The organism is Gilliamella sp. wkB112 (assembly GCF_001690685.1).
Taxonomy (GTDB): domain Bacteria; phylum Pseudomonadota; class Gammaproteobacteria; order Enterobacterales; family Orbaceae; genus Gilliamella; species Gilliamella apicola_J.
This window is the reverse complement of the sequence record NZ_LZGL01000020.1, coordinates 129,840-145,116: the sequence shown is the minus strand read 5'-3', so window position 1 is coordinate 145,116 and position 15,277 is coordinate 129,840. Positions and strand designations below refer to the sequence as shown.

General features: G+C 34.1%; 14 protein-coding genes. 9 read left to right on the top strand and 5 right to left on the bottom strand.

Annotation, left to right across the window (positions count from 1 at the left end):
- Positions 1–80: 80 nt before the first annotated feature.
- Positions 81–578, bottom strand: a complete 498-nt coding sequence (locus A9G12_RS11175) for a MarR family winged helix-turn-helix transcriptional regulator (protein WP_065565928.1) — start codon at positions 576–578, stop codon at positions 81–83.
- A 382-nt stretch (positions 579–960) separates the two neighbouring features.
- Between A9G12_RS11175 and nirB the strand changes: the two genes are divergently transcribed.
- The 4 genes from nirB (at position 961) to cysG (ending at position 6,405) form a co-directional block, all read left to right on the top strand.
- On the top strand, positions 961–3,489 hold the full coding sequence (gene nirB / locus A9G12_RS11170; RefSeq protein ID WP_065565927.1) for a nitrite reductase large subunit NirB: 2,529 nt from the start codon (positions 961–963) through the stop codon (positions 3,487–3,489).
- On the top strand, positions 3,486–3,818 hold the full coding sequence (gene nirD / locus A9G12_RS11165; protein ID WP_065565926.1) for a nitrite reductase small subunit NirD: 333 nt from the start codon (positions 3,486–3,488) through the stop codon (positions 3,816–3,818). Before nirB ends, nirD begins: the two co-directional genes overlap by 4 nt.
- Before the next feature lie 26 nt (positions 3,819–3,844).
- Positions 3,845–4,612 (top strand): nitrite transporter NirC, encoded by a 768-nt coding sequence (gene nirC / locus A9G12_RS11160; RefSeq protein ID WP_065565925.1) that lies wholly within the window; start codon positions 3,845–3,847, stop codon positions 4,610–4,612.
- A gap of 419 nt (positions 4,613–5,031) precedes the next feature.
- A complete protein-coding gene (gene cysG / locus A9G12_RS11155) occupies positions 5,032–6,405 on the top strand; it encodes a siroheme synthase CysG (RefSeq protein ID WP_065565924.1) in 1,374 nt (457 codons plus the stop codon).
- A gap of 50 nt (positions 6,406–6,455) precedes the next feature.
- On the opposite strand, the gene narL is transcribed toward cysG, so the two are convergent.
- The gene (narL, locus tag A9G12_RS11150) at positions 6,456–7,109 is read right to left on the bottom strand and encodes a two-component system response regulator NarL (protein WP_065565923.1); all 654 of its coding nucleotides are present in this window, start codon (positions 7,107–7,109) and stop codon (positions 6,456–6,458) included.
- 3 nt (positions 7,110–7,112) lie between these two features.
- The gene (narX, locus tag A9G12_RS11145) at positions 7,113–8,921 is read right to left on the bottom strand and encodes a nitrate/nitrite two-component system sensor histidine kinase NarX (protein ID WP_065565922.1); all 1,809 of its coding nucleotides are present in this window, start codon (positions 8,919–8,921) and stop codon (positions 7,113–7,115) included.
- 233 nt (positions 8,922–9,154) lie between these two features.
- Between narX and rplU the strand changes: the two genes are divergently transcribed.
- The 4 genes from rplU to cgtA all read left to right on the top strand — a co-directional run bounded on the left by rplU (position 9,155) and on the right by cgtA (position 11,960).
- On the top strand, positions 9,155–9,463 hold the full coding sequence (gene rplU, locus A9G12_RS11140; RefSeq protein WP_065557274.1) for a 50S ribosomal protein L21: 309 nt from the start codon (positions 9,155–9,157) through the stop codon (positions 9,461–9,463).
- A 15-nt stretch (positions 9,464–9,478) separates the two neighbouring features.
- Positions 9,479–9,739, top strand: a complete 261-nt coding sequence (gene rpmA, locus A9G12_RS11135) for a 50S ribosomal protein L27 (protein WP_034915250.1) — start codon at positions 9,479–9,481, stop codon at positions 9,737–9,739.
- Positions 9,740–9,825: 86 nt separating this feature from the next.
- The gene (locus A9G12_RS11130; RefSeq protein ID WP_065566034.1) at positions 9,826–10,791 is read left to right on the top strand and encodes a DMT family transporter; all 966 of its coding nucleotides are present in this window, start codon (positions 9,826–9,828) and stop codon (positions 10,789–10,791) included.
- Positions 10,791–11,960, top strand: coding sequence for an Obg family GTPase CgtA (gene cgtA, locus A9G12_RS11125; RefSeq protein ID WP_065565921.1), 1,170 nt, complete (start codon positions 10,791–10,793; stop codon positions 11,958–11,960). Before A9G12_RS11130 ends, cgtA begins: the two co-directional genes overlap by 1 nt.
- A 382-nt stretch (positions 11,961–12,342) precedes the next feature.
- On the opposite strand, the gene smrB is transcribed toward cgtA, so the two are convergent.
- Both smrB and nth read right to left on the bottom strand, forming a co-directional pair.
- Complete coding sequence (gene smrB, locus A9G12_RS11120; protein ID WP_065565920.1) at positions 12,343–12,888, bottom strand: endonuclease SmrB; 546 nt, start codon at positions 12,886–12,888, stop codon at positions 12,343–12,345.
- Positions 12,889–12,896: 8 nt separating this feature from the next.
- Positions 12,897–13,535 (bottom strand): endonuclease III, encoded by a 639-nt coding sequence (gene nth, locus A9G12_RS11115; RefSeq protein ID WP_065565919.1) that lies wholly within the window; start codon positions 13,533–13,535, stop codon positions 12,897–12,899.
- A 242-nt stretch (positions 13,536–13,777) separates the two neighbouring features.
- Between nth and putP the strand changes: the two genes are divergently transcribed.
- Positions 13,778–15,265: a sodium/proline symporter PutP gene (gene putP / locus A9G12_RS11110; RefSeq protein WP_065565918.1), complete on the top strand. Its 1,488-nt coding sequence runs from the start codon at positions 13,778–13,780 to the stop codon at positions 15,263–15,265.
- The last annotated feature ends 12 nt before the right edge of the window (positions 15,266–15,277 follow it).

Genomic DNA, 15,277 nt, shown 5'->3' with positions numbered 1-15,277 from the left:
ATAATATAGCTTATTTTTCCATTTTATTTAGTCAGCTAAATATTAAAGTAAATATAACCACTTAAATTTTAAAAAGTTAATTATTTTCGTAATAATTTACGTAACATTAATATTAAAGATTCTTGTTCTTGGCGGTTTAAAACCTGAGCAAAAGCACGAATCGATTTTAGGTGGTTAGGTAATGCATTTTGAATAAGATGTACGCCCGCAGGGGTTAAAGCTATCAAACGCGACCGACCATCTTCGTCATTTTTTGACATTGAGATTAAAGGTTCTTTAGCAACTAGCATTCGTTTAACCATTACTGATACTGTAGCAGCTGTTACACCTAAGCGTAAGGCCAGATCACCAGCACAGGTTTCTCCTTCAGAGAATAATGACATTAATAAGGCAAACTTACCTTCAGATACATCATAATCTTTAGCCAGTTGAGCATATATATTTGAACGAATTAAATCGGCGGTAGTTATCAAGCTAAGTACTAAATCGACGCCTGAAACATCCACTATGTCATCATTAAGTCTTTGTGCTCGTGCTAAGGTTTCACGAGAAGGAAGCTTTCTAGAATTATAATTCAATGATCATCACCTAATTTATTTAGTCGGCTAATTATACTAATCTAATAATAAATTGCAATATTTTTAGTGATGATTTTTAACGATTGGTATTATTAATTTTTATTTATAATAATTATTAAATTATTAGTTACAGATAACATTCCATATAAATAGTTCTTATTCTTTTAAAAGATAAATCTTAATGATGCTTTTTTTCGTTATTATATTAACTATATTTTCATGAAAAAATTTCAATTATATTCATAACCAATTGATTCTATATGCAAAATTAATTACCACTAAAGTGGTAACCCTTGAGGGTAATTATATTCTGTACAAAGTTTCATACAATGGAGACAGAATAAAAATAAAATAATTGAATAAAATAGAATTGGAGTTTGTTATGAGTAAAACCAATCTCGTTATTATTGGTAATGGGATGGTTGGACATCGTTTTATTGAAGAACTAATTGATAAAATGCAATCCGACCAGTTCAATATTACTATCTTTTGTGAAGAACCACGTCTTGCCTACGATAGAGTACACCTTTCTTCTTATTTTTCCGATCATACTGCCGAAGCTCTTTCTTTGGTACGTGAAGGACTATACGAAGAAAACAATATCAATATCTTATTGGGTGAACGTGCAATCTTAATCAATCGCCAACGTAAAGAGGTACATTCGCAGACAGGTCGAATTGTCGCCTATAATAAATTGATTATTGCAACTGGTTCTCATCCTTGGGTTCCGCCTATCAAAGGTAGTAATGGCTCAGACTGTTTCGTTTATCGTACTATCGAAGATCTTAATGCCATAAGGGAATGTGCTAGCCATTGTAAAAAAGGGGTTGTTGTTGGTGGCGGATTATTGGGTCTCGAAGCTGCTGGTGCCATGAAAAATTTGGGTATAGAAACACATGTGGTTGAATTTGCTCCAGTCTTGATGGCAGAACAACTCGATACTATGGGTGGTGAGCAATTACGTCGAAAAATCGAAGAGATGGATGTTAAAGTTCATACCAGTAAAAATACCCAAGAAATCATTCACATGCCGAAGGGTAAAGTCATGCAATTTGCTGATGGTTCTTCGCTCGAAATCGATTTTATCGTGTTTTCAACAGGTATTAGACCTAATGATAAATTAGCAAAAGAATGTGAACTCAAAATCGGTGATCGTGGTGGAATTGTAATTAATGATTATTGTCAAACATCTGATCCAGATATTTATGCTATCGGTGAATGTGCTTGTTGGCAAGGTAAGGTTTTTGGCTTAGTTGCACCTGGTTATAAAATGGCTCAAGTTGCATTAGGCCACTTAATTGGTGAAAAAATTCAATTTGCGGGTGCAGATATGAGCGCCAAATTGAAACTTATGGGAGTGGATGTAGGTAGTATCGGTGATGCTAAAGCTAAAACAACTGGTAGTCGGAGTTATGTTTATTTAGATGAAAATGCACCTGTCTATAAAAAATTAGTGGTGTCTAATGATAATAAACTATTATTGGGTGCAGTATTAGTTGGTGACACTACAGACTATAGTAACTTGTTACAATTAATTCTTAATAATATGGAGTTACCAGAGCATCCTGATACATTAATACTTCCGTCTCATGCAGGAGCTAAACCTGCAATGGGTGTTGAAGCACTTCCTGATTCGGCACAAATCTGTTCTTGTTTTGATGTAAGTAAAGAGAAGATTATTAATGCAATAAAAGCCGGATGCCATACTGTAGCTGCAATTAAAGCAGAAACAAAAGCGGGGACAGGGTGTGGTGGTTGTATCCCATTAGTGACACAAATTCTTAATTTAGAGTTGAAAAAACAAGGCATTGAAGTAAGTCATGCATTATGTGAACATTTTAAATATTCCCGTCAGGAATTATATCACCTAATTCGTTTTGAAGGTTTAAGGTCATTTGATGAAGTCATTAAAAAACATGGTAATGGCTATGGATGTGAGATTTGTAAGCCCATAGTCGCTTCTTTATTAGCATCTTGTTGGAATGAGTATGTTCTTAAACAAGATTTAATTCCATTACAAGATAGCAATGATATTTTCTTAGGGAATATCCAAAAAAACGGCACTTACTCTGTCATTCCAAGAAGTGCTGGTGGTGAAATCACGCCTGAAGGATTAATTGCTGTTGGTAACATTGCTAAAAAATATCACCTCTATTCTAAAATTACTGGTTCACAACGTATTGGTCTATTTGGCGCGCAAAAAGATGATCTCCCTGCTATTTGGAAAGAACTCATCGCTGCTGGATTTGAAAGTGGTCATGCTTATGCTAAGGCTTTAAGAATGGCTAAAACGTGTGTCGGTAGTACTTGGTGTCGATATGGTGTGGGTGATAGTGTTGGCTTGGGTATTGATTTGGAGAATCGTTATAAAGGTATTCGTGCACCACATAAATTCAAATTAGGTGTATCAGGTTGTACTCGTGAATGCGCTGAAGCTCAAGGTAAAGATATTGGCATTATCGCGACTGAAAAAGGTTGGAATCTTTATGTATGTGGTAATGGTGGAATGAAACCTCGACATGCAGATTTATTAGCAGCAGATTTGGATAAAAATACATTAATTCAATACATAGATCGTTTTATTATTTTCTATATTCGCACCGCAGATAAATTACAACGAACCTCTGTCTGGCTTGAAAATCTAGAAGGTGGAATGGAATATTTACGTAGCGTAATTATTGATAACAAGTTAGGTATTAATGAAGAGTTGGAAAGTGAAATGACGCGTTTACGTAAATTAATGGTATGTGAATGGTCGGAGACTGTTGAAAATTCTGAAAATCAACGACGATTCGCTCATTTCATTAACAGTGATAAACGTGATGAAAATATTCAATTCGTAACTGAACGAGATCAACATCGTCCAGCTACAGAAGCAGAGCGTCAAGTAAATGTTAGGAGAATAATATGAGCCAATGGGTAACGGTTTGCAAACTTGATGATATTCTGCCCGAAACAGGTGTGTGTGCACTGGTAGGGAATGATCATGTTGCTATTTTTCGTCCTTATAACAATGGTGAACTATATGCTATTAGTAATATTGATCCGTTTGCCAAAGCGAGTGTTTTATCTCGTGGCATTATCAGCCAACATGAAAATCAGTTATGGGTTGCAAGCCCTCTAAAGAAACAACGTTTTCGTTTAAAAGATGGTCTTTGTTTGGAAGATGAACAACACTCTGTTGCACATTATGAAGTGAAAGTTAATGGCGATGGATTTGTCCAAGTAAAATCACATTAACAGTAAATTATAAAGGTTAACTATTTATGTATACTGAAACTATTAATAAGTGCGCAACTAATGCAGCGCGTATTGTTCGTTTAGCAAAAACGAATCCTTGTGGATTTTGGCTAAGTTCTGCTATGGCTGGAGCATATGTGGGGTTAGGTATTATCTTAATTTTCACTTTAGGAAATCTTCTTGATTCTTCTATAAGACCTTTAGTTATGGGAGCGACTTTCGGTATTGCGTTAACATTAGTGGTTATTGCCGGATCTGAATTATTTACTGGACATACCATGTTTTTAACTTTTGGTGTGAAATGTAAAAAAATTACGCATCTTCAGATGTGGTTAATATTACCGCAAACTTGGTTAGGTAACTTGTTAGGTTCAATTCTAGTCGCAGCATTGTACTTTTATGCTGCAACACCTTTACTCTCAACGGATACAAGTTTAGTACATAATGCCGCTTTAGCTAAAACATCAGCTTCAGCATCTGCATTATTCTTCAGAGGGATCTTATGTAATTGGTTAGTTTGTTTAGCAATTTGGATGGCTAACAGGGTAGAAGGAAGTGCAAAATTTATTGCTATTTGGTGGTGTTTGCTTGCTTTTATTGCGTGTGGGTATGAACATTCGGTTGCTAATATGACCTTATTTGCTTTGTCTTGGTTTGGTCAACATGGTGAAGCCTACACATTACTCGGTATTGGTCACAACCTACTATGGGTATCATTGGGTAATATTGTATCGGGCGTAGCATTTATGGGGTTGGGCTATTGGTATAGTACACCCAAATCCGAAAGACCATAAATTTATCATATAGGGATATGTTATTACGATCTTAAAAATAAGAAATAGTGGTGATTGTTAGTACATTGTATATAGCAATCTACCACTTATAAAAATATAAATTATCTATGACAACTTTTGTTTAATATTAGTCAATGAAACCTTAAATAAAAACTAACTGTACTAACGGGGGTATTCTTGATAATTACGTTATATTCAGGTTTTACATATTTATGCTAAAACGGTAGTTAAAAATGGAATTGACCATTACATTTAATATGAAAATATCAGTCAAAAAAATTAAGATTATGTTTTGTTTTTATTGAAGTTTATGTTTGCTCAAATAAAGTGGTACAAAAATAAAATAAACAATAAGGTTATATATTTAAAACAGAGTTAGCACTGAACATTTTACAAATAATCTTCTATTTTGAGGTACTATGGATTATTTACCTTTATTTTGTAAGTTAGAAAATCGTGAATGCTTATTAGTTGGTGGTGGTGAAATAGCTGAGCGTAAAGCTCGACTATTACTTGAGGCAGGTGCCAAACTTACGGTTAATGCACAAACATTTAACGAACAATTCATGAGTTGGAATGCCCAGAAAAAATTAGTTTTAATTCAAGATGAATTTAGTGCTGAATTACTCAATAAAAAATGGTTAGTCATTGCGGCTACAGATTGCCAAGAAACTAACCAAAAAGTGAGTATTGCTGCCGAAAGTCGTTGTGTTTTTTGTAATGTGGTTGATTCCCCGAAAGATGCAAGTTTCATTATGCCATCAATTATTGATCGTTCTCCAATTATGGTCGCTGTGTCATCGGAAGGTCATGCGCCTGTTTTAGCTCGGTTATTACGTGAAAAATTAGAATCAATTTTACCTCAACATTTAGGGCAATTAGCTAAATACGCAGGTTATCTGCGTAATAAAGTAAAAACTACTTACAAAACGATAGCTGAGCGCCGTCGATTTTGGGAAAAATTGTTTGCGCATGATAGGTTAGCTCAAGCGCTGGCAAATAAAGATTTTGAGCATGTCGAAAGATTAACGAATGAATTATTTGATACCTCACTTGATTATCGTGGAGAAGTCATTTTAGTCGGTGCTGGGCCGGGTGATGCAGGACTATTAACCTTAAAAGGGCTACAACAGATCCAACAAGCGGATATTATTGTCTATGATAGATTAGTGTCCGATGAAATTATGAATCTAGCTCGTCGTGACGCTCAACGTATATTTGTTGGAAAACGTCCAGGATTTCACTGCGTGCCACAAGAACAAATTAATCAAATACTATTAGAGCAGGCTAAAAAAGGTAAACGTGTGGTGCGTTTAAAAGGAGGAGATCCTTTTATTTTTGGTCGTGGGGGCGAAGAACTTGAAACTCTATTTAATGCAGATATTCCTTTTTCAGTTGTACCGGGGATTACCGCTGCTTCGGGATGTTCTGCCTATAGTGGCATACCGTTAACACATCGGAATTATGCGCATAGTGTCCGTTTAGTAACTGGTCATTTGAAAGATGGTAGTCATCTTGATTGGCAAAGTTTAGCTGCTGAAAAACAAACTTTGGTGTTTTATATGGGGCTTTCACAAGCAGAAAATATTGGAAAACAATTAATTAAGCATGGTATGGATATTAATACACCTGTAGCCATTGTTGAAGATGGTACCACGACTAAACAGAAAGTCATCTATGGCGTATTAAATAATTTAACCCAACTCTCTATACAAGCTTGTAGCCCAAGTTTAATCATTATTGGTCCAGTTGTAGCGCTAAGAGAAAAGTTGAATTGGTTTTCTCAACATTAATATTATTAGGTAAATAATCCTATTATTTACCTGTATCATTACAATAATGATTACTCTTTATTTTGTAAATACCATATTGTCATTTCCATACGTGATTTAAAATTAAGTTTCTTAAAAATGCTTTTGATATGTACTTTTACTGTGCTTTCTACAATATCTAAATTTTTAGCAATCAATTTATTGGATAATCCTTTTACTAATAGATTGAAAATTTCATTTTCTCGAGGTGTCAACAAATTAACATCATGGATCTGTTTTGTCGTCGGCTCGCCACCTTGTCGCATATAATTGAGAATAATATGCGAAATAGCATCATCCATGATGACTTTACCCATTGAAATATTTTTTAGCGCTTTTAAAAAATCTTCGGGTTCCATGTCTTTGAGTAAATAACCATCTGCACCCATTTTTAAGGCTGCAATAATATCTTCTTTAGCATCTGATACCGTAAACATGATGATACGGCTTGAAATATTTTGTTCCCGCAAATATCGTAAAATTTCTAACCCGCTTACATCAGACATATTAATATCGAGCAAAATAATATCAGGATCGAGTTTTTCAGCTAATTTTACTCCTTCAAGACCAGAGCCTGTCTCACCGACAATTTCAAAATGACTTAAGGTATTAATTAATTGTTTAACACCATTTCTTAACATAGGGTGATCATCAATAAGCAGTATTGAACTATTTAATTGTTCCATGTATTACTCTTCTATTATCTTAAAAGGAATAGTCTTATTCGCTTTAAATGTTACCATAATTTGTGTCCCTTGATGGGGTTGGCTATTAATCGTTAAATTGCCATTAAGTATCTCAACTCGGTCACGCATAATAATCAGTCCATAATGATTATCTTGCTTTATATTATTTGGTAAACCAATACCATTATCTTCAATGCAGATATAAATAATTTGATTGTCATCAATTGTTAAACTTATCTTCGCTTGCGAAGCCTGAGCATGTTTATAAATATTGTTTAGTGCTTCACGAATAAACTGTAATAAATGAAATGCATATTTACTATTGATAATATTCAATGGCAATAAATATTCTAAGTGAATATTAAATTGTAATTTCTGATTAAACTCTTCAATTAATTCAATTAAACTAGCATAAAAACCCGTTTGGTTAAGTCGTAAACGGAAAGAAGTAATCAGTTCTCTTAATTGTGAATAGGTAATATTAACTTCTTTGCGCATAGTTGTAAGTAGATCAATGCTATTTTGTGAAGTTAGATCAGCTTGCATCTGTAAACAGCTAATATGTATTTTTAAACACGATAGTGACTGGGCTATCGAATCATGTAATTCCCTAGCCATAGCTGAACGCTCTTTCATTAGTAAATATTGTTTTTGTTGTTCTATTTGCCTGTCTAGCATCATGGCGGTAGTCATCTGTTCAATAAGTCCAGTAATTAAATTTTCCTGTTCATTACTAAGTACTATATCAGTAGGTTGAATAGCAAATAAAATCCCATACTTTTCGCCATTATCTTGAAGATACCAATAGCGTTGAAAACTGTTTTTTTTATGTGGTTTAGATGAGATCAAACAAGCATTACATTTTGGGTTCTGGCAGTAAGGTAGTTTTTGTTGGTTATCATAGCTAATTTGTTGGTAATGTTCGAGATCATCAGATTCATAAAAACGAATTTGAAATTGAGTTAATGGTACTAACTCTTCTAATTCACGCAAAATTATTAAAAAACGTTCACATAATGGCTCAGGAGTATGCAATTGTTTAGTTGCTTGATACTGAAATGAAACAATCTTGTTGGTTTGTTGTAATGCAGCGGTTTTTTCAGCAACCAGTTCTTCTAATATTAAATATTGAGACTCTATTTGTTCGGACATTTTATTGAAAGCTTGTCCTAAAAGATCAAACTCATTTTTTTTAGATCTAATATTAAAACGTTTACTAAAATCATGTTGTGAAATAGCATTAGCCATATCAATAAGTTTTCGCCATGGAGCAAGAAGATAACAACGTAAATAATAGATTTGGATAATTAGAAAAAGTACAATTATGGCAATAAATAATTGTTGCAAGCGAGAAATAGATTGAATTTGACTCTCTGTTTTTTGATCGATCTTATGCACTAAATGATTAATGCGATTAACATAGGATTCAATATCATTTTTGATATCGTCAATCTTTTGTGCGTGTTGTATTTTAAGTACAATTTGATTTGTCCATTCATCTTGTAATTGGTTATACTCATCAAGCAAATCATAACGTTTAAACAGAGCTAAATATTGTTCAGAAGAAGGTATGTCTGTAAAGAGATTTAATCGGTAATTATCTTTTTGATTTAATGGAACCGTTGCTAAAATTTGGTAGTTTTTCATTCTCAGTAAACCTAATTGATTAATCATATATGCACTACCTTTAGTATCATTAGCTATTTGTATTGACATCGATAGGGCTACTAAAGCAAGAGTTCCTAAAAAAAACATTAATAAGGTTAAACGATTGATAATGGATGCGTTTTTGTTAACTTTTTTTTTCGGCATATTGATACCCAACAGGAAATCACCATAAAATAGTTAAAATTGATAATAGTTGATAATTATTTTAACGTGAAAATAGTATCACGCAGATCTTTTTTATAACTTTTTACGATCTTTTACTAAAGAGCACTTGCAACCAACTCTATTTTTGCGTAAAATTCACGCCCTATATGATTAATCAATGCAGACATATTTGTTAAATAAGTGATCGTCTGCTTTTTATTGCGGAGTTAAGTATGTACGCAGTTTTCCAAAGTGGTGGTAAACAACACCGAGTTAGCGAAGGACAAGTCGTTCGCTTGGAAAAAATTGAAGTCGAAACTGGTGGTGAAGTTGTTTTCGATAAAGTTTTAATGGTAGCAAATGGTGAAGACATCAAAGTTGGTGCTCCGTTTGTTGAAGGTGCAACAATTAAAGCAGAAATTGTTGAACACGGTCGTGGTGACAAAGTGAAAATTGTTAAATTTCGTCGTCGTAAACACTATCGTAAACAACAAGGTCACCGTCAGTGGTTTACTGATGTGAAGATCACTGCAATCGCTTAATAGGAGTATCGAACAATGGCACATAAGAAGGCTGGTGGTTCATCACGTAATGGTCGTGATTCCCAGAGTAAACGTTTAGGTGTAAAACGTTATGGTAGTCAAGAAGTTCTTGCTGGTAATATTTTAGTCCGTCAACGTGGAACCCAGTTTCATCCAGGCACTAACGTAGGTTGTGGTCGTGATCATACCTTATTTGCTTTAATTGATGGACAAGTTAAATTTGAAGTTAAAGGTCCTAAAAACCGTCGTTATGTTAGTGTAGTTGCTAACAGTTAATATTAATACGGTTTGACAGTTTCAAAAGCCTCACAATCATTGTGGGGCTTTTTTCATTTCTTGAAATTTACATAAATTTATTCATTATGATAAAACAACAAAATGTTAAATTAGGTTTTGCATTAGCTATGTTAACTGCAGTTATGTGGGGAATCGTGCCAATTGCAATGAAATATGCACTAGTTGTTATAGACCCGTTAACATTAGCATGGTCCCGTCTTGGACTGTCAGCGATTGGTATTACTATCTGGTTAGCCTATAAAAAACAGTTTCCTAACTTTGCTATTTTTAAAAAACGCCGTCGTTTTATCTTATTGATGATTGCTGGATTTGGGTTATTAGGTAATTTTGCATTATTTGCCAGTGCCGTACAGTATCTATCCGCAACAACAGCTCAAGTTATCGGGCAAATGGGTATTGTTGTATTTATGATTTCAAGTGCATTTGTATTTAAAGAAAAGCTTCGACCAACACAGATTATCGGCATTGTAGTATTACTTATAGGGTTAGTTTTATTTTTTAATAAAAATTTTGCCGATCTTTTTACTAATATGTCTTCATATGCTATTGGTGTTTGGCTTGGATTATTAGCTTCAGTTTCTTGGGCTTGTTATGCACTAGCGCAAAAAGTATTATTACGTAAATTAAGAGCAGAACAATTACTGTGGTTAATTTATCTTATTTGTACTATTTTTTTATGGCCATTTGCTTCTCCAAGTGAGATAGCTAAAGCAGATTCTACACAATTATTTGCAATAATATTCTGTGGATTAAATACTATTATAGCTTATGGTGCATTAGTGATGGCAATGGAAAGGTGGCAAGCTGCTCAGGTGAGTGCATTAACTACACTAACTCCATTGTTTGCATTGATTTTTTCAGATTTATTTGCATTAATTTGGCCAGAAAAATTTGCTATGCAATATTTGAATATATTAGGTTATATTGGCGCGGTGTCTGTTGTTGCTGGTGCTATGTTTGCCACAATTGGACACCAAATATGGCACCCAAGAAAAGGTTGGCTGATTAACCGAAAAAAAGAGGAAAAATAATGAAATTTGTTGATGAAGCTTCAATCCGAGTCGAAGCTGGTGATGGCGGCAATGGTTGTGTCGGGTTTCGTCGTGAAAAATATATACCAAAAGGTGGCCCGGATGGTGGTGACGGTGGTGATGGCGGTGATGTGTTTTTTATCGCTGATGAAAATTTAAATACTCTGGTAGATTTTCAATTTGAAAAAAATTATCGAGCGGAACGTGGTCAGAATGGACAAGGATCTGATTGTACCGGTAAAAGAGGGCGAGATATTACGGTTAAAGTTCCTGTCGGAACAAGAATCTCTGATAAATATACTGGCGAAATTATTGGAGATTTAACTCATCACCAACAAAAAGTGCTTGTAGCTAAAGGTGGATTTCATGGACTTGGTAATGCACGTTTTAAATCATCGGTAAATAGAGCTCCAAGACAAAAAACAGATGGAACACCAGGCGAAAAGCGTGATGTACTGTTGGAATTATTATTGCTTGCTGATGTGGGGATGTTAGGTTTACCAAATGCAGGCAAATCAACTTTTATTCGCTCTGTTTCAGCAGCTAAACCAAAAGTTGCAGATTACCCGTTTACAACCTTAGTACCCAGTTTGGGTGTAGTAAGAATGGATAATGCGCAAAGTTTTGTGGTCGCTGATATACCAGGTTTGATTGAAGGGGCATCAGATGGTGCAGGGCTAGGGATTCGTTTTTTAAAACATCTTGAGCGTTGCCGAGTATTGGTGCATTTAATCGATATTGCGCCAATTGATGGTTCGGATCCAATCGAAAATGCCAAAGTGATTATTAAAGAACTTCATCAATATAGTGAGAAATTAGCCAATAAACCAAGGTGGTTAGTTTTTAATAAAATGGATGTGCTAGGTTCGGAAGAAAGTGCTAAACGTGCAGCCGAAATAGCTGCAGCTCTTGATTGGCAGGATAAATATTATGTTATTTCAGCCGTTAATCAAGCTGGACTTAAAACATTATGTTGGGATTTGATGGAATATATAAACGCTCATCCTCGTGAAACCGAACAAGAAGAATTATCATCCGAAAAAGTAGAATTTATGTGGGATGATTATCATCAAAAAGCCATAGATGGTGTACTTAATGATGAAGATGATGATTTTGATGATTGGGATGAAACTGATGAAGATGGAGTAGAAATTATTTATCAAAAATAATTATTATGATATATTCTCTTTAATATAACTGAAACTAATTAAGTTATTTTTTAAATGCAGGGATATTCCCTGCTCAATTCTAGTATTTTCATTTCTACAATTCAAATCCTATTTTTCAAAGTCATTGAGTTAGAAAAAAAATTTTAGTCTTTTTTGAAAAATATCAAAAAAACGCTTGCTTTTAATGATGAGAATGATTATCATTATTTCGTACTTTGTTAGCAAGCTTAATTGCTTCTAAGAAAGTATGACATTGCTCACATTGCTTCCAATGTTTGCCAGCCTAGTATAACTAAGCTGGCTTTTTTGTTTTTATAATATAATTATTTTATTTTTGCTAAAGTAATAGCCATAATTTATCATCAAATATTCATGGTTAAGACTAAGGATTATTAGCTAGTTCATTACTGATATCAAATAGAACAAGTAATGCAGCACTACCGCCGAATTCTTTAGGCGCTTGATGGAAGCAAATAATTTGTGGGTGTTGTGCTAACCACATTGGTGTTTGCTTTTTTAGTATATTTTTGCCATGTCCATACATAATACAAGCACAATGTGCTCTTTCTTGTAGACACGCAGCAATAAGAGCAGATATTTCTTTTTTTGCTTCGGCAAGTGTTAGTCCATGTAAATCCAAGAAGAATTCTGGATCATAAAAACCACGTCGCAATTTTTTTATTTCATTGGGGTCAGCATCTTCGCGACTATACCGAATCGGATCTTCTTGTAATAATGGGTGATAATCATCAGAAAAATAGAATTCAGTGTTAATCTTTTCATGTTGTTGTTTTTGAATTGCTATTGATTGTGGTGTACGTTTTATCGGTTTATGAATAACGGTATCTTGTTTTAGTTTTTTGGTATTACCAATACTATTTTTAAACAAGTTTATTTCATCATGGCTTAATTTAAATTTCTCTGACATTGATTTTTTCACTCTGGGTAGATTTTATGTTTGAATTCACATAAATCTTCGATAACACAAGAACCACACCTTGGTTTTCTTGCAATACAGGTATAACGCCCATGCAAAATTAACCAGTGGTGGCAATTTAATTTATATTCATTAGGAACCACTTTAAGTAACTTTTTTTCAACATCTTCCACAGTTTTTCCAGGAGCAAATCCAGTTCGGTTACTGACTCGAAAAATATGTGTATCAACAGCAATTGTTGGCCAACCATAAGCAGTATTTAAAACAACATTAGCGGTTTTCCTTCCGACACCAGGAAGTTCAATAAGCGATTCAAAATTCTCTGGCACTTCACCTTGATATTTATTCACTAATATTTGACAAGTTTTAATAATATTTACGGCCTTACTATTATAAAGCCCAATTGTACGAATGTAGTTTTTTAATTTATCAACGCCAAGATCTAGAATTTTTTCAGCAGTATTGGCAACAGCAAATAGTGGTTTGGTTGCTTTATTAACACTAACATCAGTTGCTTGAGCAGAAAGTACTACCGCAATAAGCAACTCGAAAGGGGTTGTATAGACAAGTTCAGTTGTTGGATCTTTAATATGATCTTTTAAACGAGCTAAAATTTGAATTCGAGTTACTTGTTTCACAAAATATTTCTAATTAAAAAATTGATGCTGGTTATTATATACTTTATTTATTGAGTTTATGTAAATTAAAAGGCATTTTTATAATAGTTGAAATTAATAAATCAAGTGACATTATAAAATATCATTTTTATCTTTAATGTTTTTTCTGTTACCAGACGACATCACCTGCTTTTTAGCATGCTGTTTTTATGATAAGCTTACCGACTAATTTTTTAAATTTATAAATAGGATTTTATAATTTTATGTCATTACCAATGATTGTCACTTTTGCTGTGTACATTTTAGGCATGATTGCGATTGGCTTTTTTGCGTTTCGTGCAACGCAGAACTTTGGCGATTATATTTTGGGTGGGCGTCGCATTGGTAGTGTTGTAACTGCGCTTTCAGCAGGGGCTTCAGATATGAGTGGTTGGTTATTGATGGGGTTGCCTGGCGCAGTTTTTCTATTTGGTATTTCTCAAAGTTGGATTGCAATTGGCCTAATTATTGGTGCCTACTTAAATTGGTTACTAATTGCTGGACGTTTGCGAGTTTTTACTGAAATCAATCATAATTCATTAACCTTACCTGATTATTTTGCTCGTCGTTTTGACGATAAAAGTTCATTATTACGCATTATATCTGCGGTTATTATTTTAATTTTTTTTACTATTTATTGTGCCTCTGGGGTAGTTGCTGGTGCAAAACTATTTGAAAGTACTTTTGGTATGAGTTATGGTTGGGCAATGTTAGCTGGTGCAGGGGCTACTATTGCTTATACTTTTATAGGTGGTTTTTTAGCGGTTAGTTGGACAGACACTATTCAAGCGAGTTTAATGATGTTTGCCCTTATTTTAACTCCAATTATGGTAATGATTAATTCAGGAGGATTCACTGGAGCATTGGCGAACATTGAATCTTTGAATCCAGATTATACCAATATATTTGCACATATGGATTTTATTGCCATTATTTCATTATTAGGTTGGGGGCTTGGTTATTTTGGTCAACCACACATTTTAGCTAGATTTATGGCTGCCGACTCTCATGAAGTAATGAAAAATGCCCGTCGCATTAGTATGACTTGGATGATTTTATGCTTATTGGGTGCTATTACCGTCGGTTTTTTTGGTATCGCTTTTTTTGCTAATCATCCTGATTTAGCTTATTTAATTGATAATAGTAAGCATGAACGTATTTTTATTGAATTATCTAAATTACTTTTTAATCCTTGGATTGCTGGTATTTTATTGGCAGCTATTTTAGCAGCGGTAATGAGTACTTTAAGTTGTCAGTTACTTGTTTGTTCAAGTGCTTTAACCGAGGATTTTTATCGTGCTTTTATTAGGCCTAAAGCAAAGCAAAGAGAACTCGTTTGGGTTGGTCGTATAATGGTATTGCTTGTTTCAGTCGTGGCCATTTTATTAGCAATCAATCCAAACAATAGTGTACTTGATTTAGTTAGTCATGCTTGGGCTGGATTTGGTGCAGCATTTGGTCCTATTGTTGTTTTTTCAGTTTTCTGGTCACGTATGACGCGAAATGGTGCGCTAGCAGGCATGATAACTGGTGCCATAACGGTGTTGCTTTGGATTAATTTTAAATGGTTTAATATTTATTCACTTATTCCCGGTTTTTTATTGGCTTCAGCAGCAATAATTATTTTTAGCTTATGTAGCAAAAAACCGAATGAAATAGTAGCAGATCATTTTAAACAAGCGTATAAACGCTATCATACTAAAACTGAATGAATCTAATAAAAA

Excerpts from the sequence above, each read along its gene's own strand:
- nirB (WP_065565927.1), top strand. The coding sequence starts at position 961 with ATGAGTAAAACCAATCTCGTTATTATTGGTAATGGGATGGTTGGACAT.
- nirD (WP_065565926.1), top strand. The coding sequence starts at position 3,486 with ATGAGCCAATGGGTAACGGTTTGCAAACTTGATGATATTCTGCCCGAA.
- nirC (WP_065565925.1), top strand. The coding sequence starts at position 3,845 with ATGTATACTGAAACTATTAATAAGTGCGCAACTAATGCAGCGCGTATT.
- cysG (WP_065565924.1), top strand. The coding sequence starts at position 5,032 with ATGGATTATTTACCTTTATTTTGTAAGTTAGAAAATCGTGAATGCTTA.
- narL (WP_065565923.1), bottom strand. The coding sequence starts at position 7,109 with ATGGAACAATTAAATAGTTCAATACTGCTTATTGATGATCACCCTATG.
- narX (WP_065565922.1), bottom strand. The coding sequence starts at position 8,921 with ATGCCGAAAAAAAAAGTTAACAAAAACGCATCCATTATCAATCGTTTA.
- rplU (WP_065557274.1), top strand. The coding sequence starts at position 9,155 with ATGTACGCAGTTTTCCAAAGTGGTGGTAAACAACACCGAGTTAGCGAA.
- rpmA (WP_034915250.1), top strand. The coding sequence starts at position 9,479 with ATGGCACATAAGAAGGCTGGTGGTTCATCACGTAATGGTCGTGATTCC.
- A9G12_RS11130 (WP_065566034.1), top strand. The coding sequence starts at position 9,826 with ATGATAAAACAACAAAATGTTAAATTAGGTTTTGCATTAGCTATGTTA.
- cgtA (WP_065565921.1), top strand. The coding sequence starts at position 10,791 with ATGAAATTTGTTGATGAAGCTTCAATCCGAGTCGAAGCTGGTGATGGC.
- smrB (WP_065565920.1), bottom strand. The coding sequence starts at position 12,888 with ATGTCAGAGAAATTTAAATTAAGCCATGATGAAATAAACTTGTTTAAA.
- putP (WP_065565918.1), top strand. The coding sequence starts at position 13,778 with ATGTCATTACCAATGATTGTCACTTTTGCTGTGTACATTTTAGGCATG.